Origin of the sequence: Nocardioides sp. BE266, assembly GCF_031457855.1 — a bacterium.
Taxonomy (GTDB): domain Bacteria; phylum Actinomycetota; class Actinomycetes; order Propionibacteriales; family Nocardioidaceae; genus Nocardioides.
Map to the genome: position 1 here is coordinate 1 of NZ_JAURTI010000004.1, position 21,577 is coordinate 21,577.

Below are 21,577 nucleotides of genomic sequence, written 5' to 3' on the forward strand. Positions count from 1 at the left end.
CAGGCCACTCCTGCCCGACAACCCACGTACATGCATGTGAGAGGCCCCGGCCCGCAACCCCCTCACCCCGAGGCGGTCACGTCATACCGTCTGAGGTCTAGGGTCAGCGCCATGGCCGACTTCTCCCTCTCGCGCAGCACCCGTATCCAGGCGGCCCCCGCGAGCGTGCACGCGCTCCTCGACGACTTCCGTGAGTGGCAGAAGTGGTCCCCGTGGGAGGGCCTCGACCCTGCCATGCACCGCGAGTACTCCGGCCCCGACCACGGCGTCGGCTCGACCTACCACTGGTCGGGCAACAAGAAGGCCGGCGAGGGCGAGATGCGCATCAAGGAGTCCACGCCGACCTCGGTCGTCGTCGACCTGCAGTTCCTCAAGCCGTTCAAGGCCACCAACGTGACGACCTTCAGCCTCGCCCCGACCGGCGAGGCCACCGACGTGACCTGGACGATGACCGGCCGGCGCAGCGCGATCATGTCCCTGATGGGCTCGCTGTTCTTCGACAAGGCCATCGGCAAGGACTTCGAGAAGGGCCTGGCCTCCCTCAAGCAGGAGGCCGAGCAGGTCTGACCCGCCGCTACTGGCCCGTGAGTCTCTGAGCGACTCAAGGTTGATCCGCGGTGCCGGCAGCCCGGTCGGGTCGTGGTTCCGCCTCCGCTCTGCGCCGTGAGTCTCTGGGGGACTCACGGGCCAAGGGCACGGCGGGGTCGGGGGTCGGGTCGGGGGTTGGGGTACGGCGCCGGGCCGAGGTCGTGGGCCGGGAAGTGTCCACAGGGGACCTTGAACTCGCCGCATGGTGGGGGCCTGTGGATGGGCGGCTGTGGGTGTCGGTCGGGGTCTCTGGGATGGCGGTACGAACGCTCCGCAAGTGAGCGCAGCCGACCAGCACGGGAGACCACTGATGACGACCACTGAGACGCACAGACCCGACTCGACGGCCGAGCGGGAGGACGAGGCCATCGGCAACGAGTACGGCGGACCCCGGGTGGTGGTGTCCGAGCGGCACCACCTGGAGCCGGGGGAGACGGAGCGGTGGACCGACGCGGAGAGGCTCTGGTGGTCGTTGGGGCCGTTCGCCGGTGAGATTCCCGGACTCGTTCGCCGGGTCCGGCGGATCCTGGACGTCTCCCAGCGCGGCCTGGCCAAGCTGCTGGGGGTCTCGCAGTCGGTCGTCGCACGGTGGGAGACCGGGCGCACCAGCCCCCGGGCCATCGTGCTCCACCGCCTGCTCGACATGGCCAACGTGAAGATCGGGCTCACGGACAAGGACAGCGGTGAGGTCGTGGAGCCGATGCGTGATGACGGCGCGCGCAACCGTGCCGGGAGCCGGTTCCCGGCACACGCCGACCTGAAGGCCAAGGGGTGGTGGATCCCGCGACACCTGCGGACCTGGACCACGAACGACGCCTACCGGTGGCACAAGCGGTCGCGCCTGGCCGAGCAGCCGTCGATCGGCTACCGGGCCTCGCGGCACTGGAAGCGCCTCGAACGGGAGGTGTGGGGGACGCCGATCGACCATCCCGCGCACCACCAGGTCGTCGCCGAGCTCCACGCCCGCGACGAGCAGCGAATGGAGCGCCGTAGACAGGCTGCATGAGGCCGGCGGCGATGAGACGCGCGGTTCGGCGCGGCTGAGGGGCTACTAGCCTGACGGCATGACCCACAGAGCCGACGCACCCGACCTGAAGCCCCGGAGCCGAGCCGTCACCGACGGCCTCGAGGCGACCGCTGCGCGAGGGATGCTGCGGGCCGTAGGCATGGGAGACGACGACTGGGAGAAGCCCCAGATCGGCGTCGCGTCGAGCTGGAACGAGATCACCCCCTGCAACCTCAGCCTCGACCGGCTCGCGAAGGCGGTGAAGAGCGGCGTGCACGCGGGCGGTGGTTACCCGCTGGAGTTCGGCACCATCTCCGTCTCCGACGGCATCTCCATGGGCCACGAGGGCATGCACTTCTCCCTCGTCAGCCGTGAGGTCATCGCCGACTCGGTCGAGACCGTGATGATGGCCGAGCGCCTCGACGGCTCCGTGCTGCTCGCCGGCTGCGACAAGTCGCTGCCCGGCATGCTGATGGCTGCCGCCCGTCTCGACCTGGCGAGCGTCTTCCTCTACGCCGGCACGATCATGCCCGGCCAGGTCGACGGCAGGGACGTCACGATCATCGACGCCTTCGAGGCCGTCGGCGCCTGCCTCGCTGGCAAGATCACCCGCGAGGAGGTCGACAAGGTCGAGCGCGCGATCTGTCCCGGCGAGGGCGCCTGCGGTGGGGCGTACACCGCCAACACGATGGCCAGCGTCGCCGAGGCCCTCGGCATGAGCCTCCCCGGCAGCTCGTCCCCGCCGGCCGTGGACCGTCGCCGCGACGGGTTCGCCCACAAGTCCGGCGAGGCCGTCGTCAACATGCTGCGCCAGGGCATCACCGCCCGCCAGATCATGACCCGCCCCGCCTTCGAGAACGCGATCGCGATGGCGATGGCCCTCGGCGGCTCGACGAACGCCGTCCTGCACCTGCTCGCCATCGCCCGCGAGGCCGAGGTCGACCTGACCCTCGACGACTTCACCCGTATCGGCAAGAAGGTCCCGCACCTCGCCGACATGAAGCCGTTCGGCCGGTTCGTCTGGACCGACTTCGACCGCGTCGGCGGCATCCCGGTCCTGCTCAAGGCGCTCCTCGACGCCGGCCACCTCCACGGTGACGTCCTCACCTGCACCGGCAAGACGATGGCGGAGAACCTCGCCGAGCTCGACCCGAAGCCGCTCGACGGCGTGATCCTGCGCGAGCTCGACAAGCCGATCCACGCCTCCGGCGGCCTGACCATCCTCAAGGGCTCGCTCGCCCCGGACGGCGCAGTGGTCAAGAGCGCCGGCTTCGACGACTCGACGTTCACCGGCACCGCGCGCGTCTTCGACGGCGAGCGCAAGGCCCTCGACGCGCTCACCGAGGGCGCGATCAAGCCCGGCGACGTCGTCGTCATCCGCTACGAGGGCCCCAAGGGCGGCCCCGGCATGCGCGAGATGCTCGCCATCACCGGCGCGATCAAGGGAGCCGGCCTGGGCAAGGACGTCCTGCTCATCACCGACGGCCGCTTCTCGGGTGGTACGACCGGCCTCTGCGTCGGCCACATCGCCCCCGAGGCCAGCGACGGCGGCCCGATCGCCTTCCTCCGTGACGGCGACCAGATCACCCTCGATGTCGCCAACATGACGCTCGACGTCCACGTCGACGAGGCCGAGCTCGCCCAGCGGGCCGAGGGCTGGGAGCCGCTCCCCCCGAAGTACACCCGCGGCGTGCTGGGCAAGTACCGCAAGGTCGTCCAGTCGGCCGCCCACGGAGCGGTCTGCTACTGACCCTGCAGGCACTCTCCATCCGCTCGAGGTGTCACTGACCGGCGTCTGAGAAGGTGGGCCCGTGCCCACCCCCGCCACCTCCGCAGAGCTCGACGCCGCCGACCCGCTCGCCCACCTCCGGGACCGGTTCGTCGGTGCGACGACCGACCTCGTCTACTTCGACGGCAACTCGCTCGGCCGCCCGGTCGCGGCGGCCGCCGAGCGGCTGGCTGGGTTCGTGCAGCAAGACTGGGGCGGTCGGCTGATCCGCGGCTGGGACGAGCAGTGGATGGACCTGCCGACGACCCTCGGTGACGACCTCGCGCGGGTCTGCCTAGGTGCCGCCGCCGGCCAGACGGCCATCGGCGACTCGACCACCGTCTGGCTCTACAAGCTGATGCGCGCCGCCGTCGACGCCGCCGTACGCCGCGACCCCACGCGCACCGAGATCGTCATCGACACCGACAACTTCCCGACCGACCGCTACCTCGCCGAGGGCATCGCCGCCGAGCGCGGGCTCACCCTGCGGTGGATCGAGGTCGACACGAGCGAGGGCGTGACCGCCGAGCAGCTGCGCGACGCCGTCTGCGAGCGCACCGCGCTGGTCGTGCTCTGCCACGTCGCCTACCGCTCGGCCTGGCTGGCCGACGCGCCCGAGCTCACCCGCATCGCCCACGACGCCGGCGCCCTCGTGCTCTGGGACCTCTGCCACTCGGCCGGCTCGGTGCCGGTGGACCTCGATGCCTGGGACGCCGACCTCGCCGTCGGCTGCACCTACAAGTACCTCAACGGCGGCCCCGGCTCACCGGCGTTCGGCTACGTCAGCGCCCGCCTCCAGGACGAGCTGACCCAGCCGATCCAGGGCTGGATGGGCCACGCCGACCCGTTCCTGATGGGCCCGGGCTACACGCCGGCGAAGGGCATCCGCCGCTTCATCTCCGGCACGCCGCCGATCCTCGGGATGGTCGCGATGCAGAGCATGCTCGAGCTGGTCGAGGAGGCCGGCATCGAGGCGATCCGCGCGAAGTCCGTCGCCCTGACGTCGTACGCCGTCGAGCTGGCCGACGCGACGCTGCCCGGGGTCACCCTCGCCTCACCGCGCGACCCCGCCCTGCGCGGCGGCCACGTGACCCTCCACCACGACCGGATGCGCGAGGTCACCGCGCGGCTGTGGGAGCGCGACGTGATCCCCGACTACCGCGACCCCGGCGGGCTGCGGATCGGGCTCTCGCCCTTGTCGACGTCGTTCGACGAGGTCGAGCGCGGCATCGCCGCCGTCGGCGAGGCCCTGCGCGGGTGATGTCGGTCAGGGCCTGAGCTCGTCGTCGAGGCCGGCGAGGTAGGCCTCGCCGCGTTGCACCTGCTCGGCGCGCTCGTCAGGGGTCAGCCCCTCCCACGCCTCCTCCTGCGCCCGCATACCCCGGGCCGACATCTCGGCGAAGTCCGGGTCGGACGCCAGGTCGCGCACGTCGCGGCGCCCGGTCAGGACGTCGCGCACCATCGCGCCGAGGGGGCGGTCGGCGTACTCGTCGGCGAGCGCGCGCAGCGTGCGGCGGAACACCTCCGCCGACGCGCGGTCGCCGGTGAACTCGTCCAACCGGTCCTCGGTCACGTGGCGTCCCGGAGCTCGGCGAGCACCCGGCGGGCGGTCGCCTCGAGGTCCTCGCCCTGCAGCTCCGGGCTCGAGAGGGCGAACAGCGCGTCGTTGATCGGCGTCTCGAGCCCGGGCTCGCGCCCGAGGTCGTCGCGCAGGTCGACCGCGTCCGCCCACTCGGTGACCTCGGCGGCGTCGATCTCGCCGTCGACGAACCGCGTCAGGACGGCGGACACGTGCCGGACCTCGAGGTCGAGCAGCTCCTCCTCGTCCCAGGGGAAGCCGGCCAGGCGCGCCTGGGACTCGCGGGCGCTGACGCGGTGCTCGACGAGGTCCTCGAGCGCCTGCTGGCGCGAGATGTCGGTGTCGCTCATGGTCAACCTCCCAGCTTGTCCTTGATGTGGATGATCTTCCCATCGGGCCCGTAGGTCGTCTTGATGTACTTCACCGTGTTGCCGGCCTCGTCGACGACCTTGGTGTACTCCGCGTAGGACCCGGGCACCCGACCGGGGACGTTGGACGTGAACTGGGTGTTGCCGTTGGGCAGCCTGGAGACCGCCGTGTCCTCCGCACCGCCCGGCAGCTTCTTCTCGAACCGCTTGAGGTTGCGGGCCTGCTTGGCGTCGAGCGCCTCGCGTCCGATGCGCTGGCCCTTGCGGGTCGCGCGGTAGGTGTCCGCGATCTTGCGTGCCTTCCGGAACTTGTCGAAGGCGTCCTTGACGCGCTTCAGCTTCGGCGCCGCGACCGCGATCTTGCCGACGGCGCGGGCTGCGCGCAGGCCCCGCAGGGCGGCGAGGACCAGCTTGGCGTAGCGGATCGCCCGCGCTGCGATCACGCCGGCACCCACGGCGGCCGCACCACCGAAGGTGACGAAGCTGAGACCGACGCTGATGCCCGCGGTGACTCCGCACTCGATCGCGAGGTCCTTCAGCAGGTCCTTGATCGTCTGGCGCGTCTGGTCGACCTGGCTCGCGTAGTCCTCGCAGGCGTCGCCGAGGGCGCGCAGCTCGGTGGCCAGGTCGTCCGAGGAGGTGCGGAGCGTGGAGAGCACGGAGGTCGCGGTGTCCACCTCGGGCGAGCGCTGCTCGCGCACGAACGACTTCGCGGTGTCGACGGACCAGCCGATGGCCTCGACGGAGCTCGCCGCGGCCCGCCAGGCGGACGCCGCGTCGCGCAGCTGGTCGGTGTTGGCGCTCGGCCAGCCCCAGCCCTGGAGGTGGTCGACCACGTGGTTCCACCAGTCGGGCATGTCCTGGTTGTCGCCGCCGAGCGAGGACGGCGGCGTGAAGTCGGCGACGACCTCGGCCTCGGACTCGTTGCCCGGGCCGGCGTCGATGCTGCGGCGGTAGACGGAGTCGGCGTTGGCGCGCCGGTGGTTGTGCCCGGACGTCGCCGACGCGGTGGCGACGTTGCCGAGCGCCTCCACCAGTCCCTGCATCGCCTGTACGGCGACCGCGGCCGCGTCGTCGTACCCGGCGACGAAGTCCTCCGACGACGTGTCGTCACCCCCGAGCGCGTGGTAGCCGCCGAGCTTGCCGGTCAGCGTGCGATAGGCCGACGCCACGCTCGTGTTGGCGCTGAAGAGCGCGTCCGCCGCGGAGTCGTAGGCGCCCGCCTCGATCTCGAGCCTCATTGCAGCGACCGCCACATCGCGAGGTTGGCATCGCCGGCGGCCGTGTAGTTGCCGTGGGCGGCGCGGGCCGCGGCGCGCAGGTCTGACATGGCCTGCCGCATCGCGACCATGCCCGCGGTCCACTGGGCGTGCGCCTCCGAGTGGGCCTGCGCCGCGAGGCCCTCCCACTCGTCGTGGAGTGCGCGCATCTGCGTCTCGAGGTCGCTGGTGATCGTGTTCAGCGCCGCCTCGGTGCGCTCGAGGTCGCCGATCACCGCGTCGAGCTCGTCGGGGTCGAGGGAGAAGCTGTCGACGTCGGCCATCAGCCGAGCCTGTCCACGATCCGCGCGGCGACCTCGTCGGACCGCTGCTGCGACGCGTCGTCCTGCTGGATGAAGTCGTCGCGGGTCACGACCAGCAGCTCGCCCATCGAGGTCAGCGCCTCGTGGACGTCGCCGGCCGCGGTCTTCCACTCCTCCCAGGCCTCGACGAAGGACTCGGCTGCGACCCCGGTCCACCCGGAGTCGAGGAATCCCCGCACGCGCGTGTCGATACGTGACGTGTCGTCGCTCAGCCGGTCGGCGCCCTTGCGCACGTCGTCGATCCCCCGGTCGAAGGATCGCAGTGTCAGGTTGATGGTCACGGTGCCTCCTCGTGTCCGCTCACCGGGTGCATGCCCGGTGGCGGCGGGCCCAAACTCCCGGCCGTAGGCTCCCGGGGTGACCACACCGCCGGCACCCAGCACCAACGCCCACGGCCAGCGCCTCGGACGCGCGGTCGACTGGACCCCGGCGACCCCGCCGGACAACGCGACCGTCCTCGAGGGGAACGGCGTGCGACTCGAGCCGATCGGTCCGCAGCACGTCGACGACCTGGTGACCGCGGTCTGTGGTGAGGACGACGACCAGCTCTGGACGTACCTCTTCTGGGACCGCCCACGCGACCGCGACGAGATGGCCGCGATCGTCGAGCACGGCGTGGCCGACCCCGGCCAGGTGATGTACGCGATCGTCCCGGTCGAGACGGGCCGCGCGGCCGGCTTCTGCTCGCTGATGCGCATCGACGCGCGGATGGGCTCGATCGAGGTCGGCGGCATCGCGTTCGGTCGCCAGCTCCAGCGCAGCCGCGCCGCCACCGAGGCGATGGCGCTGCTCATGCGGCACGTCTTCGACGACCTCGGCTTCCGGCGCTACGAGTGGAAGTGCGACAGCCTCAACGCCCCGTCGCGGCGGGCCGCGATCCGGCTCGGCTTCATCTGGGAGGGCCGGTTCCGCAACGCCGTGGTCTACAAGGGTCGCAACCGCGACACCGACTGGTTCTCCATCACCGACCGCGAGTGGCCGCGGGTCCGCAAGGCCCTCGACGACTGGCTCGACGACCGCAACTTCGACGTCATGGGCCGCCAGCGTGTCCGCCTGGCCGCGCGTCCGCCCGAGCACCAGGAGGCATAGCGACATGGACCAGCGCGTCAGCTTCATCACGCTCGTCGTGACCGACATGGAGGCCACCCGGCGCTTCTACGTCGACGGTCTGGGGTGGGAGCCGGAGCTCCACGAGGCCGGCGAGGTGCTGATGTTCCGGGTCGCCGACAAGGTCGTGCTGAGCCTGTGGGCCGAGGCCTTCTTCATCGAGGAGGTCGGCCACCGGCCCGCGCGCGGCGGCGTACCTCCGATCACCCTCGCGCACAACGTCGCCACCAGGCGGGGCGTCGACACGGTCCTCGAGCAGGCCGAGGTCGCCGGCGCCAAGGAGATCGGCGAGCCGGCCGAGCGCGAGTGGGGCGGCTACACCGGCTACTTCGCCGACCCCGACGGCTTCCGCTGGGAAGTCGCCTACAACCCGGGCGAGATCGGGCAGTCTGTGCTCCCGTGAGCGACCACCTCGAGCAGACCGCCGTACCCGGCTGGGACGACTACTTCCTCGGCATCGCGACCGCGGTCGCGGCGCGCGCCAAGTGCACCCGCCGCCGCGTCGGCGCGGTGCTGACGATCGACCACCGGATCATCGCCACCGGCTACAACGGCGCCGCGCCGGGGGAGGCCGACTGCCTCCAGGGGGCGTGCCCGCGCGGGCAGCTCGGGTACGACGACGTGCCCGGGCTCGGCGACTACGACCGCCCCGGCACCGCCGGCTTCTGCATCGCCATCCACGCCGAGGTCAACGCGCTGCTCTTCGCGACCCGCGACACCAAGGGCGCGACCGCCTTCATCACCGACCCGCCGTGCCCCGGCTGCCGCAAGGCCCTCGCCGCGGCGGGCGTCGTACGCGCCGTCTGGCCGGGCGGTGAGCACGACCGCGAGGGCCTCACTGCGTGGGATCGGTAGCCCCACTGGCCCTTGAGTCTCCAGGAGACTCAAGGGCGAGGCGCCGGCGCTCTTCGGCCTTGCGCCGCCTCTTCACCTCGCCCCGAGCGATGAAGAAGGCGATCAGGATCGGGACCGCGAGCTTGCGCACCGGCTCGACCCACCCCGGGAGGCTGGGCAGGTCCGGCCACGGGATCGCGGGGAGGTGGATGTCGGGCCACGGGATCGCCGGGAGGTGGATGTCGGGCCACGGGATCGAGGGCAGGTCGGGCCACGGGATGTCGAGGCTCGGCCACGACACCATCGAGAGCAGCCAGACGAGCAGGATCGGTACGCCGACGCCCGCCGCCGCGACAGCAGTCTGCCGTGCGGTGTGGAGGTGGGGGTGCTCCCCGATCCACTCGGACCGCCGAGCTGCCTTCGACCCCGCCTCCGGCTCGAGGTCGGTGCCACCGAGGCCGGTGTGCGCCTCGGCCTCGGAGCCGTGGAGGGTCACCCGCCGGGCCGGACCGATCATCGGGAACTTCAGCCGCAGCGCGGTGTCCTCGCCCTTCGGCGAGAGGACGATGGTCTCGTCGGAGGTCTTCCTCCGGCCCACCTCGACGTCGTCGCGGGTCCACACCACCTCGCGGGTCAGCGCGCCCGGCTCGACCGCGACGGCGTGCTCGTGGCCCTCGTGCTCGACGTACCAGCGCTCGATGTCCCCCATGTCTGCAATACTAGAGCACGTACTCCAAGAATAGGAAGTGATGCATGGCCCGGACGGTCGACCCCGAGAAGCACCTCGCTCGGCGGCTCGTGATCATCGACGCCGCCCTGACCTGCTTCGCGGTCCACGGCTACGCCGGCACGACCACGGCCGCGATCTGCCGGGAGGCGGGCATCGGGTCGGGGACGTTCTTCCACTACTTCCCGACCAAGCAGTCGCTGCTGCTCGCGATCCTGGCCTACGGCACCGACGAGACCCGCGAGTGGTTCGCGGCCCGACGGCCGGACGAGGACCCGCTCGCCGTCGTCGAGGCCTACCTCGACCACACCGCCGAGGAGATGTCCGACCCGCGGCTCGCGGGCTTCGTCCGCGCCGTCAGCGCGGTGATGGGGGAGCGCGAGGTGGAGGCCGCGCTGGCGCTCGACTCGCAGGTCCTGCTCGAGGGGCTCGAGCCGTGGATCTCTCGCGCCCGCGACGCCGGCCAGGTGCGCGGCGACCTGTCCGCGCACGACCTGACGGTCTGGGTGCTCCTGGTGATCGACGGCTTCCTGGGTCGGATCGCGGTCGACGAGGACTTCACGGCCGCGGCGCAGCGCGACGCCCTCCTCGACGCCGTACGCCGACTCCTCGCGCCCGCCACCCAGCTGGTCGAGTAGCGAGGAACGAGCGTATCGAGACCCGACTCAGTGGGGCTTGACCCAGATCAGCTCGTCGGACTCCCACTTCTCCAGCGCGACCGGGACGAGCATCGTGAGCGCATCGGCGATCGAGAGCGTCTTCAGCTCCTCCGCGTGTGCCTCGCCGTGGTCCTGGCCGACGGCGTTGTTGTGCTGGTCGACCCGCGAGTCACGACCGTCGGGGCTGCCCTGCTCCTGCGCGCGCGCGATCGAGGCGGCGACCGGGCGGCCGAAGCGGGCCGTCAGCAGCGCCTGCCACATGAAGTGCCGCATCGCGTTGGTGCGGCCCGGCACCCCGCGGCCCTGGGCGGCCGCGGTGGTCAGCGCCGACTGGGAGATCCGCAGCACCTCGAAGGCTCCCGCCGGCCCGACGCCGGCCTTCAGCGCGGCGGTGTAGAGCCGCGGGACGCCGGTCGCAGCGTGGATGGCCTGGTCGAGGAATCCCATGGACACACAGTGACAGACTTCCCGCATGGCCCCGCCGCTCCGCTTCCCGCGCCCGCTGCGCCCCGGCGACCGCATCGGCGTGACCTCGCCGTCCGCCGGCGCCTCGGGTGACGCGGCGACCCGGATCGAGTTCTGCGTCGACTGGCTCCGCAACCGCGGGTACGACGTCGTGGTGGGGGAGTGCATGGACGGCACCGGCCTCACCTCCGCGCCGGCCGCGGACCGTGCGGCCGAGCTGACCCGGATGCTGGCCGACCCCGACATCCACTGCGTCGTACCTCCCTGGGGTGGGGAGACCGCGATCGACCTCGTCGACCTGATCGACTACGACCTGCTCGCCGGGGCCGAGCCGACGTGGCTCGTCGGCTACTCCGACCTGACGACCGTCCTGGTCCCGCTGACGACCCGCCTCGGCTGGGCGACGCTGCACGGCGACAACCTCGCGGACACGCCGTACGTCGTCCCGGACGGGCTGCTGCACTGGCTCGACCTCGCGAGCGGGACCGGACCGTTCACGCAGCGCGACTCCGGCCTCGTCGCCGACTGGTGGCGCTTCGCGGAGGACCCGCACGCCACCGCCTGGAAGCACGTCGGCACCGGTCGCTGGGAGGTCGAGGGCGGCGGCAGCCTCGACGTCTCCGGACGCCTCATCGGCGGGTGCGCCGAGACGATCGGCCACCTCGCCGGGACGTCGTACGGCGACGTGCGCGCGTGGGCGGAGTCGCTCGACGAGCCCACGATCCTGTACGTCGAGTCGTGCGAGGAGGACGCGGTGAACACCTGCCGCTACCTCCACTCGCTGCGGCTCGCGGGCTGGTTCGACCGGGCGGTGGCCGTTCTGGTCGGGCGGACCAACGCACCCGACCACCCCGACATCACCCAGCGCGGTGCGGTGCTCGACGCGCTCGGCCGGCTCGACCTGCCGATCGTGTGGGACCTCGAGATCGGGCACGTGCCGCCGCACCTGCCGCTGGTCAACGGCGCCCTCGCCCACGTCGTCGTCGACCGCGACACGCGCGAGATCACCCAGACGCTCGCCTGAGGCCGGCCGCACAGCGGGGGGTGGTCGCTGTCGGTGGTGCGTGGCAGGGTCGAGGACATGAGCGATGCGACTCCTGACCCGAAGGCACGCCTCACCCACGACGACATCCTCGCGGCCGGTCTCGACGACTGGCGCAAGGTGCTCAACCGGCTCAAGGCGCGCTTCCGCACCGGCGACTTCGCCACCGGCGTGGCGCTCGTCGACCGGATCGGCGCGGCCGCCGACGAGGCCAACCACCACCCCGACGTCCAGCTGACCTATCCCGAGGTGATCGTGACACTCAGCAGCCACGACGTCGGCGGCATCACCAGCCGCGACCTCGACCTCGCGCGCCGGATCAGCGGCTTCGCCGCCGAGCTCGGCGCCCATGCGGACACCTCCGGCCTGACCCAGCTCGAGCCGGGCCTCGACTCACCGGCCCCGCAGCATCTCGGTGCGTTCTACGCCGCGCTCCTGGGCGGCGAGGTGAACGACCAGGGCGAGCCGGTCGACCCCAGCGGCCAGGCGCCGGGTCTGTGGTTCCAGAAGGGCGAGCGCGGCGAGTCCGACCTGCCCGCCCAGGACCACGAGCAGCGCTGGCACTTCGACGTCTGGGTGCCGCACGACGAGGGGGAGCGCCGCCTCCAGGCCGTGCTCGACGCCGGCGGGCGGCTGGTCAGCGACGCCGAGGCGCCGTCGTTCTGGGTCGTCGAGGACGCCGACGGCAACCGGTCCTGCATCTGCACCCCGCTCGACCGCGGGTGACCAGGGTGAGCGACGACCCGCTGACGTACACCCAGGTCGCCGCCGAGGAGGGCCTCGGCGACTGGCGGATGATGTTCCAGACGCTGGAGACCCGGTTCGACACCGGTGACTTCGCGACCGGCCTCGCGCTCGTGGCGCGCATCGGCGAGGCCGCCGAGGAGCTCGGCCACCACCCCGAGCTCGACCTGCGGTTCAGCACGCTCCACGTGCGGCTGATCAGCCGCGACGTCTTCGGCGTCACCCGGCGCGACCTCGACCTCGCGCGTCGGATCAGTGCCCTCGCGGCCGAGGCGGGCGTGACGGCCGATCCGGGCGCCGTGGAGATCGTCGAGCTCGCCCTCGACACCACCGACCACGCCGAGGTGAAGCCGTTCTGGCGGACCGTGCTTGGCTACGACGACCACCCGCTCCACGACCGGGAGGTGCGCGACCTGACCGGCATCGGCCCGGCGATGTGGTTCCAGCACACCGACCCGCACGCGCCACCGGTGCAGCGGTTCCACCTCGACGTCCGGGTGCCTCCAGAGGTGGCCGGTCCGCGGATCGAGGCGGCCCTCGCGGCGGGCGGCACGCTCGTCAGCGACGAGCACGCGCCCGCGTTCACCGTGCTCGCCGACGCGCAGGGCAACAAGGCCTGCATCACCACCGGGCTCGGTCGCGACTGACCCGTGCGCGCCGCCACATGGCGAGACTCGCGTTCCAGATGTTGGGACGACTGTCACACTTGCTTGACGCCGGACCGCTCCGGCGACGACGGTTGTCGCATGCGCACCGAGATTCTTGTACGCACGCGACGCGTGAGCTGAGGTCACTCGACCGCACGCTCCCGCGTCACCCCTCGTCGCCCACCGGGCCGAGGGGCTTTTTTATGGGCTCACAGCTGTTGGGCAGGCACCGCACAAACGAACCAGGAAGTAGATCCATGAGCGAGCAGGTCACTGGAGCGCAGAGCCTCGTGACGTCCCTCGAGGCAGCCGGCGTCACCGACATCTTCGGCATCCCGGGCGGCGCGATCCTCCCGGCGTACGACCCCCTGATGGACTCCACCCGGATCCGCCACATCCTCGTCCGCCACGAGCAGGGCGCCGGCCACGCCGCGCAGGGGTACGCCGCCGCGACCGGCAAGGTGGGCGTCTGCATGGCGACCTCCGGCCCGGGCGCCACCAACCTGGTCACGCCGCTGGCCGACGCCCACATGGACTCGGTGCCGCTCGTCGCGGTCACCGGCCAGGTCGGCGCCGCGATGATCGGCACGGACGCCTTCCAGGAGGCTGACATCCGCGGCATCACGATGCCGGTGACCAAGCACAACTTCCTGGTGACCGACCCCGCCCAGATCCCGAGCACGATCGCCGAGGCCTTCCACATCGCCTCCACCGGTCGTCCGGGTCCGGTGCTCGTCGACGTCGCCAAGTCCGCGCTCCAGGCCCAGACGACGTTCGCGTGGCCCGCCGAGCTGCACCTGCCCGGCTACCGGCCTGTGACGACGCCGCACGCCAAGCAGATCAAGGAGGCCGTGCGCCTGATCCGCGACGCGAAGCGCCCGGTGCTCTACGTCGGCGGCGGCGTGATCCGCTCCGGCGCCTCGCGCGAGCTGGCCCAGCTGGCGGCGCTGACCGGCATCCCGGTCGTCACCACGCTGATGGCCCGGGGCGCGTTCCCCGACAGCCACCCGCAGCACCTCGGCATGCCGGGCATGCACGGCACCGTGGCCGCTGTCGCGGGCCTGCAGAAGAGCGACCTGATCATCAGCCTCGGCGCCCGCTTCGACGACCGCGTCACCGGCAACCTCGACTCCTTCGCCCCCAACGCGCTGGTCATCCACGCCGACATCGACCCGGCCGAGATCGGCAAGAACCGCCACGCCGACGTGCCGATCGTCGGCGACTGCAAGGAGGTCATCGCCCAGCTGGTGGCGCTCCTGCAGGCCGAGGGCGCTGACGGTGACTACGAGGCGTGGGTCGCATTCCTCGCCGGGACCAAGCAGAAGTACCCGCTCGGCTACGACACGCCCACCGACGGCTCGCTCGCCCCGCAGTACGTCCTCGAGCGGCTCGGCCAGATCGCCGGCCCCGACTCGATCTACGTCGCCGGCGTCGGCCAGCACCAGATGTGGGCCGCGCACTTCGTCGGCTACGAGAACCCGAAGACGTGGATCAACTCCGGCGGCCTCGGCACGATGGGCTTCTCGGTGCCGGCCGCGATGGGGGCGAAGGTCGGCATGCCCGACAGCACCGTGTGGGCGATCGACGGCGACGGCTGCTTCCAGATGACCAACCAGGAGCTGGCCACCTGCGCGATCAACGACATCCCGATCAAGGTCGCGATCATCAACAACGAGTCGCTCGGCATGGTGCGCCAGTGGCAGACGCTCTTCTACAACGAGCGTTACTCCAACACCGACCTGCACTCCAAGCGGATCCCCGACTTCGTCAAGCTCGCCGACGCCTACGGCTGCATCGGCCTGGCCTGCGAGACGCCCGACGACGTCGACGCCACCATCGAGAAGGCGATGGCGATCGACGACCAGCCCGTCGTGGTCGACTTCCGGGTCCACCGCGACGCGATGGTGTGGCCGATGGTCGCCGCCGGCACCAGCAACGACGAGATCAAGTACGCGCGCGACCTCGCGCCCCAGTTCGACGAGGACGACATCTGATGAGCAGCAAGCACACGCTTTCGGTCCTGGTCGAGAACAAGCCCGGTGTCCTCGCCCGGATCGCCGGTCTGTTCTCGCGCCGGGGCTTCAACATCGACAGCCTCGCCGTGGGTCCGACCGAGCACCCCGAGGTCTCCCGGATGACCATCGTGGTCAACGTCGACGAGTCCCCGCTCGAGCAGGTCACCAAGCAGCTCAACAAGCTCGTCGAGGTCATCAAGATCGTCGAGCTCGACGGTCCCGGCTCGGTCAACCGCGAGCTGCTGCTGGTCAAGGTCCGCGCCGACGCGACCACCCGCGGCGCGGTGCTCGACGCCGTCCAGCTGTTCCGGGCCAAGGTCGTCGACGTCTCGCCCGAGGCGGTGACGGTCCAGGCCGTCGGCAACGCCGACAAGCTCGCCGACCTGCTGCGGGTGCTCGAGCCCTTCGGCATCCGCGAGCTCGTGCAGTCCGGGATGGTCGCCATCGGTCGCGGCTCCCGGTCCATCAGCGAGCGGACCCAGCGCCCGGTCGCCGTACCCGCTCCCGTGTCCGCCATCCCTGTCGCTGGCTGACCAAGATCTCGATACGCCGCTCGTTCCTCGCGGCTACTCGATCACCTAGTGATTCACCCCAACATGAAGGAGAGCCCCCAGTGGCTGAGATGTTCTACGACGACGACGCCGACCTGAGCCTGATCCAGGGCAAGAACGTCGCGGTGATCGGCTACGGCAGCCAGGGCCACGCCCACGCCCTGTCCCTGCGCGACTCCGGCGTCGACGTCCGGATCGGCCTGCAGCCCGGCTCGAAGAGCCGCGACAAGGCCGAGGCCGAGGGCCTGCGCGTCCTCACCCCGCGCGAGGCCGCGGAGGAGTCCGACCTGATCGTGATCCTCGCGCCCGACCAGCACCAGCGCAAGCTCTACGCCGAGGAGATCGAGCCCGCGCTCACGCCCGGCGACACCCTCGTCTTCGGCCACGGCTTCAACATCCGCTTCGGCTACATCACCCCGCCCGAGGGCGTCGACGTCTTCATGGTCGCCCCCAAGGGCCCCGGCCACCTGGTGCGTCGCGAGTACGTCGACGGCCGCGGCGTCCCGGTGCTCGTGGCGGTGGAGAAGGACGAGTCCGGCAAGGCCTGGGACGTCGCCCTGTCCTACGCCAAGGCCATCGGTGGCCTGCGCGCCGGCGGCATCAAGACCACCTTCACCGAGGAGACCGAGACCGACCTGTTCGGTGAGCAGGCCGTGCTGTGCGGCGGCGCCTCGCAGCTGGTGATGTACGGCTTCGAGGTCCTCACCGAGGCCGGCTACCAGCCCGAGGTCGCCTACTTCGAGTGCCTCCACGAGCTCAAGCTCATCGTCGACCTGATGTACGAGGGCGGCATCGCCAAGCAGCGCTGGTCGGTCTCCGACACCGCGGAGTTCGGCGACTACGTCTCCGGCCCACGTGTCATCACGCCGGACGTGAAGAAGAACATGGAGGACGTGCTCGCCGACATCAAGAACGGCGCGTTCGCCGAGCGCTTCATCTCCGACATGGACAACGGATCGCCGGAGTTCACCGAGTTCCGCAAGGTGGGTGAGTCGCACCCGATCGAGCAGACCGGTCGCGAGCTGCGCAAGCTCATGGCGTGGGTGAAGTCGCACGACTCCGACTACACCGAGGGCACCTCCGCCCGCTGATCCGCCAGCTGTTCTGAGCGTCCTGCTCCCTCGGGGCACCCCGAGGGAGCAGGATGTGCCCCGTGACCCAGCGCCGTACTGACGTCGACGTCGTCCGGTTCCTGGCCCTGGTGTCGATGTACGTCGCCCACGTGGCGCCCGTGCCCGGGCCCGCCCACGTGCTCGAGCTCAGCGAGTACCTCACGATGCCGCTGTTCGCCGTGCTGATCGGCGTCGGTGCCCAGCTCGGCGCGCGGGGCGCACCCGGGCGCTGGTGGTGGTCGATGCTCGTGCGGGCCGCCGTGCTCGTCGGACTCGGGCTGGCCCTGGAGCGCGCCGGCTCGCAGGTCGTCATCGTGCTCGTCCACCTCGGCGTGCTCGTCGTGGTCGCCGGGCTCCTCGCCCGGCTGCCGAGCCTCGTCGTCGCAGCCGTCGGCGTCGCTGCGGTCGTCGTCGGCGAGCTCTTCCTGGGCGACGCCGGTACCTACTTCGTGGGGGACGGCTGGACCGACGACCTCAGGCGGTTCCTGTGGGTGGGCGGTCCCTACCGCCTGCTGACCATGGTCCTCTTCGCGGCCGTCGGCATCGTGCTGGCCCGGTGGTGGGTGACGGGAGAGCGGCGACGCTCGATCCTGCTGCCCGGCGCGGTCGGCGCGGTCCTTCTCGTGCCCGCCGCTGTGATGCTCGCCGCCGAGCAGGCCGGCCGGATCGACCTCGTGCCCTACTCGGGCACCCTCCAGGAGACGGTGCTCGACACCCTCCTCGCAGCCGGCGTCCTCGGCGTCGGACTCGCGCTGGGCCGTCTTCTGGAACGGGTCCGGCCTCTGGTCGGCCTGCTCGCGACGGCCGGCGCGATGACCCTCACGCTCTACGTGCTGCAGGTCCTCTGGCTCGCGTACGACGTCCGCGTGCTGCACCCCGGCGCCCGGGACGACTCGTGGACGAACCTGGGCGTGCTGGTGGCCGGCTCGCTCGTCATCGCCGCGGCGTGGCCCGTCGTCGTACGACGTGAGCCGTGGCGTCGCGGGCCGCTCGAGGGCGTCGTCGCAGGGGTCACCTGTCTCGTTCCGGGAGCCCGTCATTAGGGTTGCCTAACCTTAGGTGTAGCCTGCTCGACTGTGCTGGCGAACTACCTGATCGGGTTGCGCGAGGGGCTGGAGGCAGCCCTGGTCGTGAGCATCCTGGTCGCCTACCTGGTCAAGACCGACCGACGACACCTGCTGCCGCGCGTGTGGGCCGGTGTCGTGCTCGCCGTCGGCGTCAGCCTGGCCTTCGGCGCGGTGCTCACCTTCGGTCCGCGCGGGCTGACGTTCGAGGCGCAGGAGCTGATCGGCGGCGGGCTCTCGATCATCGCCGTCGGCTTCGTGACCTGGATGATCTTCTGGATGGCGCGCGCCGCGCGGGGCTTGAGTGGAGAGCTGCGGGGGCAGATCGACGCTGCCGCCGAGGGCAGCCGCTGGTCGCTGGTGGTCGTCGCGGTGCTCGCCGTCGGCCGCGAGGGGCTGGAGACCGCGCTGTTCCTCTGGGCGGCGACCCAGGCCGGCACCCGCGAGACGGTCGGCACCGCCACTCCGACGTGGGAGCCGCTGCTCGGTGCCGCCCTCGGCATCCTGACCGCGGTCGCGCTCGGCTACCTGATCTACCGCGGCGCGATCTCGATCAACCTGTCCCGCTTCTTCACGTGGACGGGCGCGTTCCTCATCCTCGTCGCCGCGGGTGTCCTGGCCTACGGCGTGCACGACCTCCAGGAGGCCCGATTCCTGCCCGGCCTCCACGACCTGGCCTTCGACGTCTCCGACACGGTCGACCTGAACACCTGGTACGGCGCCGTGCTCAAGGGGATCTTCAACTTCTCGCCGGCGACCACCAAGCTCGAGGCCGCCGCCTGGCTGCTCTACGCCGTCCCGGTGATGGCCCTGTTCTTCGTCGGCGCCCGCCGACGCTCCACCACCCCGGCCGCGCCGTCGCGCGCGGCCGCCTGAGAAAGAAGCACCTGCCCATGCGTACGTCCCTCGTGGTGACCGCCCTGATCACCCTCCCTCTCCTCGCGGCCTGCACGGAGAACGCCGACCCTAGCGGCTCGGGCGCGGCGGCCGACCCCCGCGCGCTGAGCGTCGACTCGTCCGCCGACGCCTGCACGCTGTCCGCGACCGAGGCGCCGGCCGGCACGCTGACCTTCGACGTCACCAACTCCGGCGACCAGGTCACCGAGTTCTACCTGCTCGGCGAGGACGGTCTCCGGATCGTCGCCGAGGTCGAGAACGTCGGGCCGAGCATCAGCCGCGCGCTGACCGTCAACGCCCCGGCCGGGTCCTACGTCACCGCGTGCAAGCCGGGCATGACCGGCGAGGGCATCCGCGCCGACTTCACGGTCACCGCGTCCGACGAGGACGTCGCGGTCAGCGAGGACGAGGCGCAGCTCGTCGAGGACGCGCAGACCAACTACGCCGCCTACGTCGAGGACCAGTCGGCCCAGCTGCTGGAGAAGACCCGGCAGTTCGTCGAGCTCTACGAGGCCGGCGACGACGACCAGGCCCGCGCCCTCTACCCGGTCGCCCGCACCCACTGGGAGCGCATCGAGACCGTCGCGGAGTCCTTCGGCGACCTCGACCCGATGATGGACGCCCGCGAGGCCGACCTCGAGCCCGGTCAGAAGTGGACCGGCTGGCACCTCATCGAGAAGGACCTCTGGCCGCAGCGCGCGAAGGGCTACGCGCCTCTGACCGACAAGCAGCGCGCCACCTACGCCGACGACCTGCTCGCCAACACCGAGGAGCTCGATTCCCGCGTGCAGGAGCTGACCTACACCGTCGACGCGATCGCCAACGGCTCGCGCGGCCTGCTCGAGGAGGTCGCGACCGGCAAGGTCACCGGCGAGGAGGAGTACTGGTCGCGCACCGACCTGTGGGACTTCCAGGCCAACGTCGACGGCGCCCGCGTGGGCTTCGAGGGCGTCCAGCCGATCCTCGAGGAGAAGGACCCCGACCTCGCCGACCAGCTCACGACCCGCTTCGACGAGCTCCAGACGCTGCTCGACGCGCAGCGCGACGGCGACGGCTTCGTCTCCTACGACGCGCTCTCCCCGGCCGAGGTCAAGGACTTCTCCGACTCCGTGAACGCGCTCTCCGAGCCGCTCTCGCGCCTCACCGCGGCGGTCCTGTCCTGACCGAGCAGCCGGCGGCCCGCACGGGCGGACGACTCAGCAGGCGCGGGCTGCTGGGTGGTGGCGCCGCGGTCGCGGGCGTGGCCGGCGCCTTCGCCGCAGGTCGTACGACGGCGCACGCCGGCGACGGTGAGGCGGCCCTGTCCTCGGGCGGGCGGGCGACGTCGTACGGCTTCCGGGGTGCGCACCAGGCCGGCATCACCACGCCGGCCCAGGACCGGCTGCACTTCGCGGCCTTCGACGTGGTCACCGACTCCCGCGACGAGCTCGTCGACCTGCTCCAGCGCTGGACGCTGGCCGCCGAGCAGATGACCGCCGGCGACCCGGCGGGCAACGGCGCGGTCGGCGGGGACACCCACCTCCCGCCCGACGACACCGGCGAGGCGCTCGGCTTGCCGGCGAGCGGCCTGACGATCACGTTCGGCTTCGGGCCGTCGCTGTTCCGCGACGCCAACGGCAAGGACCGCTTCGGCATCGCCGACCGGCAACCGGAGGCGTTGCGCGACCTGCCGCACTTCCCGGGCGACGTGCTCGACCCGGCCCGCTCGGGTGGCGACCTGTGCATCCAGGCGTGCGCCGACGACCCGCAGGTCGCCGTGCACGCGATCCGCAACCTGGCCCGGATCGGCTTCGGCACCGTCTCCGTGCGGTGGTCGCAGCTCGGCTTCGGCCGCACCTCGACCACCTCGACCAGCCAGTCCACCCCGCGCAACCTCTTCGGCTTCAAGGACGGCACGGCCAACGTCAAGGCGGAGGAGACCGCCGCGCTCGACGAGCACGTGTGGGTCGGGTCGGACGACGATGCCGCTGCCTCCTGGCTCGCCGGTGGCTCCTACCTGGTGGCCCGGCGGATCAACATGACGATCGAGGTGTGGGACCGCCAGCCGCTGGGTGACCAGGAGATGTTCGTCGGCCGGACCAAGGACACCGGCGCCCCGCTGTCGGGTGGCGAGGAGTTCACCGAGCCCGACTTCGACATGCCCGGCAGCAACGACCAGCCGGTCATCCCGGTCGACGCGCACGTGCGGGTCGTCCACCCCGACCAGCACGGCGGCGCCCGGATGCTGCGCCGCGGCTACAACTTCGTGGACGGGTCGAACTCCGTCGGCGGTCTCGACGCCGGGCTGTTCTTCATCGCCTACGTCCGCGACCCCGAGACGCACTTCATCCCGCTCCAGCTCGCGATGTCGAAGACCGACGCCCTGGTCGAGTACCTGAAGTTCACCGGCTCGGCGCTCTTCGCCGCGCCCCCCGGCGTGCAGCCGGGGGAGCACGTCGGCCAGGCCCTGTTCGCCTGATCCGCCCGGCCCTAGAGTCGGACGGCGCGCACCTTCACCGGCAACGCGCTGGTCCGCGAGAACTGGGCGGCCGTCCTCGCGGGCGTGCCCGACTTCCGTGCCGAGCTGCTGGCGCACGCGGTCGCCGGCGACGACGAGTGGGGCGAGGTCGACTGGTCCGGGCGGCATGTCGACGGATCGGCGTTCGCGATGCGGGGCGTCATAATCGTGACCGTGCGTGACGGCCGCGTCGCGGCTGCCCGGCTGTACGTCGAGCCGGTCGAGGCCGACGGCGAGACCATCGAGGCCGCGATCGACTCCCTCTACCGACCGCCTCGCTGAGCGGCGCGGTGCTTCCACCGGGCCGCAGGGTGCGCGACGATGC

The 21,577-nt window shown here is 71.5% G+C and carries 25 protein-coding genes and 1 pseudogene; 19 read left to right on the forward strand and 7 right to left on the reverse strand.

All coding sequences use genetic code 11. The features are described 5' to 3' along the window. Positions 1–111 precede the first annotated feature (111 nt). From J2X46_RS12160 to kynU, 4 genes are all read left to right on the forward strand, one after another. The gene (locus tag J2X46_RS12160; RefSeq protein ID WP_310250731.1) at positions 112–567 is read left to right on the forward strand and encodes an SRPBCC family protein; all 456 of its coding nucleotides are present in this window, start codon (positions 112–114) and stop codon (positions 565–567) included. 331 nt (positions 568–898) lie between these two features. Next, positions 899–1,594, forward strand: a complete 696-nt coding sequence (locus J2X46_RS12165; RefSeq protein ID WP_310250734.1) for a helix-turn-helix transcriptional regulator — start codon at positions 899–901, stop codon at positions 1,592–1,594. A gap of 58 nt (positions 1,595–1,652) precedes the next feature. Next, entirely contained in the window at positions 1,653–3,344 is a 1,692-nt protein-coding gene (ilvD, locus tag J2X46_RS12170; protein WP_310250738.1) for a dihydroxy-acid dehydratase, read from the forward strand. A gap of 61 nt (positions 3,345–3,405) precedes the next feature. Next, complete coding sequence (gene kynU, locus J2X46_RS12175; RefSeq protein ID WP_310250740.1) at positions 3,406–4,623, forward strand: kynureninase; 1,218 nt, start codon at positions 3,406–3,408, stop codon at positions 4,621–4,623. Between the two features lie 6 nt (positions 4,624–4,629). On the opposite strand, the gene J2X46_RS12180 is transcribed toward kynU, so the two are convergent. The 5 genes from J2X46_RS12180 to J2X46_RS12200 are packed head-to-tail and all read right to left on the reverse strand — an operon-like array spanning position 4,630 to position 7,172. Then, a complete protein-coding gene (locus J2X46_RS12180; protein WP_310250741.1) occupies positions 4,630–4,935 on the reverse strand; it encodes a hypothetical protein in 306 nt (101 codons plus the stop codon). Next, positions 4,932–5,291, reverse strand: coding sequence for a hypothetical protein (locus tag J2X46_RS12185; protein ID WP_310250744.1), 360 nt, complete (start codon positions 5,289–5,291; stop codon positions 4,932–4,934). Before J2X46_RS12185 ends, J2X46_RS12180 begins: the two co-directional genes overlap by 4 nt. A gap of 2 nt (positions 5,292–5,293) precedes the next feature. Continuing rightward, on the reverse strand, positions 5,294–6,550 hold the full coding sequence (locus tag J2X46_RS12190) for a hypothetical protein (protein WP_310250747.1): 1,257 nt from the start codon (positions 6,548–6,550) through the stop codon (positions 5,294–5,296). Next, positions 6,547–6,852 (reverse strand): WXG100 family type VII secretion target, encoded by a 306-nt coding sequence (locus tag J2X46_RS12195; protein WP_310250749.1) that lies wholly within the window; start codon positions 6,850–6,852, stop codon positions 6,547–6,549. The genes J2X46_RS12190 and J2X46_RS12195 overlap by 4 nt, the downstream gene beginning before the upstream one ends. Continuing rightward, positions 6,852–7,172, reverse strand: coding sequence for a WXG100 family type VII secretion target (locus J2X46_RS12200; RefSeq protein WP_310250752.1), 321 nt, complete (start codon positions 7,170–7,172; stop codon positions 6,852–6,854). Before J2X46_RS12200 ends, J2X46_RS12195 begins: the two co-directional genes overlap by 1 nt. Positions 7,173–7,248: 76 nt before the next feature. Here J2X46_RS12200 and J2X46_RS12205 point away from each other — a divergent pair, with 76 nt between their 5' ends. From J2X46_RS12205 to J2X46_RS12215, 3 genes are read left to right on the forward strand one after another with little or no spacing between them, the layout of a single operon-like run. After that, positions 7,249–7,980, forward strand: a complete 732-nt coding sequence (locus J2X46_RS12205; RefSeq protein ID WP_310250755.1) for a GNAT family protein — start codon at positions 7,249–7,251, stop codon at positions 7,978–7,980. 4 nt (positions 7,981–7,984) lie between these two features. After that, a complete protein-coding gene (locus tag J2X46_RS12210) occupies positions 7,985–8,401 on the forward strand; it encodes a VOC family protein (RefSeq protein WP_310250758.1) in 417 nt (138 codons plus the stop codon). Next, on the forward strand, positions 8,398–8,853 hold the full coding sequence (locus J2X46_RS12215; protein WP_310250760.1) for a deaminase: 456 nt from the start codon (positions 8,398–8,400) through the stop codon (positions 8,851–8,853). Before J2X46_RS12210 ends, J2X46_RS12215 begins: the two co-directional genes overlap by 4 nt. Here J2X46_RS12215 and J2X46_RS12220 read toward each other — a convergent pair. After that, a complete protein-coding gene (locus J2X46_RS12220; protein ID WP_310250762.1) occupies positions 8,834–9,541 on the reverse strand; it encodes a hypothetical protein in 708 nt (235 codons plus the stop codon). The two genes, J2X46_RS12215 and J2X46_RS12220, sit on opposite strands and share 20 nt — an antisense overlap. 44 nt (positions 9,542–9,585) lie before the next feature. Between J2X46_RS12220 and J2X46_RS12225 the strand changes: the two genes are divergently transcribed. Beyond that, complete coding sequence (locus tag J2X46_RS12225; protein WP_310250765.1) at positions 9,586–10,197, forward strand: TetR/AcrR family transcriptional regulator; 612 nt, start codon at positions 9,586–9,588, stop codon at positions 10,195–10,197. A gap of 27 nt (positions 10,198–10,224) precedes the next feature. On the opposite strand, the gene J2X46_RS12230 is transcribed toward J2X46_RS12225, so the two are convergent. Then, entirely contained in the window at positions 10,225–10,665 is a 441-nt protein-coding gene (locus tag J2X46_RS12230; RefSeq protein WP_310250768.1) for a DUF6973 domain-containing protein, read from the reverse strand. A gap of 25 nt (positions 10,666–10,690) precedes the next feature. On the opposite strand from J2X46_RS12230, the gene J2X46_RS12235 reads away from it, so the two are divergent. From J2X46_RS12235 to J2X46_RS12285, 11 genes and pseudogenes are all read left to right on the forward strand, one after another. Next, entirely contained in the window at positions 10,691–11,707 is a 1,017-nt protein-coding gene (locus J2X46_RS12235) for an LD-carboxypeptidase (protein ID WP_310250771.1), read from the forward strand. A 57-nt stretch (positions 11,708–11,764) separates the two neighbouring features. Beyond that, positions 11,765–12,451 (forward strand): 4a-hydroxytetrahydrobiopterin dehydratase, encoded by a 687-nt coding sequence (locus J2X46_RS12240; protein WP_310250775.1) that lies wholly within the window; start codon positions 11,765–11,767, stop codon positions 12,449–12,451. A gap of 5 nt (positions 12,452–12,456) precedes the next feature. Further along, positions 12,457–13,116 carry a VOC family protein gene (locus J2X46_RS12245; RefSeq protein WP_310250776.1) on the forward strand — a complete coding sequence of 220 codons (660 nt, stop codon included), beginning with the start codon at positions 12,457–12,459 and terminating at the stop codon, positions 13,114–13,116. A gap of 257 nt (positions 13,117–13,373) precedes the next feature. Further along, entirely contained in the window at positions 13,374–15,110 is a 1,737-nt protein-coding gene (locus J2X46_RS12250) for an acetolactate synthase large subunit (protein ID WP_397214147.1), read from the forward strand. After that, positions 15,110–15,664, forward strand: coding sequence for an acetolactate synthase small subunit (ilvN, locus tag J2X46_RS12255; protein ID WP_310250780.1), 555 nt, complete (start codon positions 15,110–15,112; stop codon positions 15,662–15,664). Before J2X46_RS12250 ends, ilvN begins: the two co-directional genes overlap by 1 nt. An 80-nt stretch (positions 15,665–15,744) precedes the next feature. After that, positions 15,745–16,773 (forward strand): ketol-acid reductoisomerase, encoded by a 1,029-nt coding sequence (gene ilvC, locus J2X46_RS12260; RefSeq protein WP_310250782.1) that lies wholly within the window; start codon positions 15,745–15,747, stop codon positions 16,771–16,773. Between the two features lie 62 nt (positions 16,774–16,835). Beyond that, positions 16,836–17,837: a hypothetical protein gene (locus J2X46_RS12265; protein ID WP_310250785.1), complete on the forward strand. Its 1,002-nt coding sequence runs from the start codon at positions 16,836–16,838 to the stop codon at positions 17,835–17,837. 33 nt (positions 17,838–17,870) lie between these two features. Beyond that, the gene (gene efeU / locus J2X46_RS12270; RefSeq protein ID WP_310250788.1) at positions 17,871–18,734 is read left to right on the forward strand and encodes an iron uptake transporter permease EfeU; all 864 of its coding nucleotides are present in this window, start codon (positions 17,871–17,873) and stop codon (positions 18,732–18,734) included. A gap of 17 nt (positions 18,735–18,751) precedes the next feature. Further along, entirely contained in the window at positions 18,752–19,918 is a 1,167-nt protein-coding gene (gene efeO, locus J2X46_RS12275) for an iron uptake system protein EfeO (RefSeq protein ID WP_310250791.1), read from the forward strand. After that, the gene (efeB, locus tag J2X46_RS12280; protein WP_310252054.1) at positions 19,915–21,213 is read left to right on the forward strand and encodes an iron uptake transporter deferrochelatase/peroxidase subunit; all 1,299 of its coding nucleotides are present in this window, start codon (positions 19,915–19,917) and stop codon (positions 21,211–21,213) included. The genes efeO and efeB overlap by 4 nt, the downstream gene beginning before the upstream one ends. Positions 21,214–21,252: 39 nt before the next feature. Further along, a pseudogene (locus J2X46_RS12285) lies at positions 21,253–21,534 on the forward strand (nuclear transport factor 2 family protein); the annotation flags it as partial. Positions 21,535–21,577 lie beyond the last annotated feature (43 nt).

What these genes read in the sequence shown, in the direction of transcription:
- J2X46_RS12160 (WP_310250731.1), top strand. Translation starts at nt 112, where the DNA reads ATGGCCGACTTCTCCCTCTCGCGCAGCACCCGTATCCAGGCGGCCCCC.
- J2X46_RS12165 (WP_310250734.1), top strand. Translation starts at nt 899, where the DNA reads ATGACGACCACTGAGACGCACAGACCCGACTCGACGGCCGAGCGGGAG.
- ilvD (WP_310250738.1), top strand. Translation starts at nt 1,653, where the DNA reads ATGACCCACAGAGCCGACGCACCCGACCTGAAGCCCCGGAGCCGAGCC.
- J2X46_RS12185 (WP_310250744.1), bottom strand. Translation starts at nt 5,291, where the DNA reads ATGAGCGACACCGACATCTCGCGCCAGCAGGCGCTCGAGGACCTCGTC.
- J2X46_RS12190 (WP_310250747.1), bottom strand. Translation starts at nt 6,550, where the DNA reads ATGAGGCTCGAGATCGAGGCGGGCGCCTACGACTCCGCGGCGGACGCG.
- J2X46_RS12195 (WP_310250749.1), bottom strand. Translation starts at nt 6,852, where the DNA reads ATGGCCGACGTCGACAGCTTCTCCCTCGACCCCGACGAGCTCGACGCG.
- J2X46_RS12210 (WP_310250758.1), top strand. Translation starts at nt 7,985, where the DNA reads ATGGACCAGCGCGTCAGCTTCATCACGCTCGTCGTGACCGACATGGAG.
- J2X46_RS12220 (WP_310250762.1), bottom strand. Translation starts at nt 9,541, where the DNA reads ATGGGGGACATCGAGCGCTGGTACGTCGAGCACGAGGGCCACGAGCAC.
- J2X46_RS12225 (WP_310250765.1), top strand. Translation starts at nt 9,586, where the DNA reads ATGGCCCGGACGGTCGACCCCGAGAAGCACCTCGCTCGGCGGCTCGTG.
- J2X46_RS12230 (WP_310250768.1), bottom strand. Translation starts at nt 10,665, where the DNA reads ATGGGATTCCTCGACCAGGCCATCCACGCTGCGACCGGCGTCCCGCGG.
- J2X46_RS12235 (WP_310250771.1), top strand. Translation starts at nt 10,691, where the DNA reads ATGGCCCCGCCGCTCCGCTTCCCGCGCCCGCTGCGCCCCGGCGACCGC.
- J2X46_RS12240 (WP_310250775.1), top strand. Translation starts at nt 11,765, where the DNA reads ATGAGCGATGCGACTCCTGACCCGAAGGCACGCCTCACCCACGACGAC.
- J2X46_RS12250 (WP_397214147.1), top strand. Translation starts at nt 13,374, where the DNA reads ATGAGCGAGCAGGTCACTGGAGCGCAGAGCCTCGTGACGTCCCTCGAG.
- ilvN (WP_310250780.1), top strand. Translation starts at nt 15,110, where the DNA reads ATGAGCAGCAAGCACACGCTTTCGGTCCTGGTCGAGAACAAGCCCGGT.
- efeO (WP_310250791.1), top strand. Translation starts at nt 18,752, where the DNA reads ATGCGTACGTCCCTCGTGGTGACCGCCCTGATCACCCTCCCTCTCCTC.